General features: G+C 45.0%; 2 protein-coding genes and 1 pseudogene. All 3 read left to right on the top strand.

Annotated features, from left to right (window positions below; translation table 11 throughout):
• Nucleotides 1-186: 186 nt before the first annotated feature.
• Nucleotides 187-486: a helix-turn-helix domain-containing protein gene (locus BN4609_RS09705; RefSeq protein ID WP_068856520.1), complete on the top strand. Its 300-nt coding sequence runs from the start codon at nt 187-189 to the stop codon at nt 484-486.
• A gap of 77 nt (nt 487-563) precedes the next feature.
• Nucleotides 564-842, top strand: a complete 279-nt coding sequence (locus BN4609_RS09700) for a helix-turn-helix domain-containing protein (protein WP_081978971.1) — start codon at nt 564-566, stop codon at nt 840-842.
• Nucleotides 843-873: 31 nt separating this feature from the next.
• A pseudogene (locus BN4609_RS09695) lies at nt 874-1,247 on the top strand (hypothetical protein); the annotation flags it as partial.

The raw sequence follows: 1,247 nt of genomic DNA, 5'->3' as shown, positions 1-1,247 counted from the left end.
GAAAAACAATGAAAATGAATAACTGTGGCAGTGCTTTTCTGGGGTTTGCCGACCGCTTGGCAAGAAAAATCAAGAAAATTATACGTGGGTCATTAATGAGTTGTTAAACGGGTATTTCGCAAATGGTTAATTTTGCCGCCGAGAAATAAAAACAACGAATTACATAACATTTCAAACGGAATTAGAATGGAAGTAATAACAATGGAAAGTGCAGCCTTCAAAAAGCTGACAGAACAGTTGACAGAAATAGTCCAGTACGTGCGATTGGCAAAAATGGCATTTCAAGAGAACTTGACGGGTAAGGGATTGAAGCCGATGTTGACCAATGACGATGCAGCTAAGATGCTTGGTGTGAGCAAGCGCACCTTGCAGCGAATGCGCTCAGAGAACCGCATTGATTTTATTAAAATTGGCAATCAATGCCGATACCAAGTTGAAGCCATAGAAAGAATGGTTGAGGAACGAACAATAGCAAAGGAAACATGAGCATGGAAGATGGAACATTGAGAAAACTGGAGTTATATCTCCATGACCTACACAAAAAGATAGACGGCATCTACGACATGCTGATGTTGAGACACGAACGAGAGACGGAGCAAAAAGGAAGTTCTGCCATCAATGAAAAATTGCTCGACAACCAAGATCTCTGCCTCTTATTTCAAATATCCCCTCGTTCCCTTCAACGCTATCGCAGTCTGGGAGTGCTTCCCTACAAGCGTTTGGGGCAGAAAACATACTACACGGAAGAGGATGTGATGCAGTTTGTAGAGAATAATGTCAAAGAATTCAAGAAAGAGAATGTGGAGCATTACTTGACTCGCATTCATCAGAAATTCAAATAACAACAGTATTCACCATTAAAATTTTACGATTATGGTACAAAAGAAAAAGAGTGATGAACAGGACGTGCTGGTAGTCCGTGACGAGAAGACGGGCGAGATCAGCGTCGTCGCCGGACTCGGCAGGGACGGCACACCGAAGCGAGCGCCCGCCAAGGCGGAGAACACGCCCGACTTCCTGCGTTTCGACCGCAACAGCGATATGATGGACAGTTTCTTTAGAAACTTCTACCGCCAGTGCAAGGAGCCAAGCCGATTCGGATTCTACCGCATAGCGGCAGACCAGGTGGGAAACCTGCTTGGCGTGATGAAGGAGTTGCTGAAAGATCCGGAGGCTAACAAGGAGATCCTTTCCGCCCACAAGGTTGACACCTCCAATTATGAGAAAGAGGCAAAGCAATCGGAAGG

The sequence above is a fragment of the Leyella lascolaii genome (genome assembly GCF_900079775.1).
GTDB lineage: Bacteria > Bacteroidota > Bacteroidia > Bacteroidales > Bacteroidaceae > Prevotella > Prevotella lascolaii.
The sequence above is the reverse complement of the archived record's forward strand: the minus strand, read 5'-3'. Positions and strand labels throughout refer to the sequence as shown.

Excerpts from the sequence above, each read along its gene's own strand:
- BN4609_RS09705 (WP_068856520.1), top strand. The coding sequence starts at position 187 with ATGGAAGTAATAACAATGGAAAGTGCAGCCTTCAAAAAGCTGACAGAA.
- BN4609_RS09700 (WP_081978971.1), top strand. The coding sequence starts at position 564 with ATGCTGATGTTGAGACACGAACGAGAGACGGAGCAAAAAGGAAGTTCT.